The organism is Apilactobacillus intestinapis, assembly GCF_049166695.1.
In the GTDB taxonomy this organism is placed as follows: domain Bacteria; phylum Bacillota; class Bacilli; order Lactobacillales; family Lactobacillaceae; genus Apilactobacillus; species Apilactobacillus kunkeei_C.
On sequence record NZ_JBMHFD010000036.1, the window covers coordinates 1 to 517 of the forward strand.

The following is a 517-nucleotide window of genomic DNA, read 5'->3' on the forward strand; positions in this document are numbered from 1 at the left end:
CATTCCACAAGAAATGATTGACGAAGATGTTCATCGCCAGATGCAACAGTACCTTGGTCAATTGCAGCAACAAGGTATCTCACCACAAATGTTCTTCCAAATCTCTGGTCAAACAGAAGATTCATTAAAGAAGCAGTTTGCTGAAGGTGCCGATACTCGTGTGAAGACGAACTTGGTGTTGGAAGCCATCGTTAAGAAGGAAGATTTCCAACCTTCAGATGAAGAAGTTGCCGCTGAAGTAAAGGACTTGGCTTCACAGTACAACATTTCTGAAGAGCAAGTTAAGCAGTCATTGTCAGATGCTTTGTTGAAGCATGACATTGCGATGAAGTCTGCTGTTGATAAGATTGTTTCGACTGCAAAGGCAAAGTAAACAAGATGAAGAGCCCCTTGCGGGCTTTTTTTCTTAGAGAGACTTTGACAAACGTCGTGTTAAAACGGCGTTAATTTGGATAAAGCTGAAAGGATGATCAATGACTGAAGAAAATCAAGGACCAATGATTCACTGCTCGTTCTG

At 41.6% G+C, this 517-nt stretch carries 1 pseudogene; it reads left to right on the forward strand.

Features of this window, described 5'->3' with window-relative positions:
- A pseudogene (gene tig / locus ACOMA7_RS07725) lies at positions 1 to 373 on the forward strand (trigger factor); the annotation flags it as partial.
- Between the last annotated feature and the right edge of the window lie 144 nt (positions 374 to 517).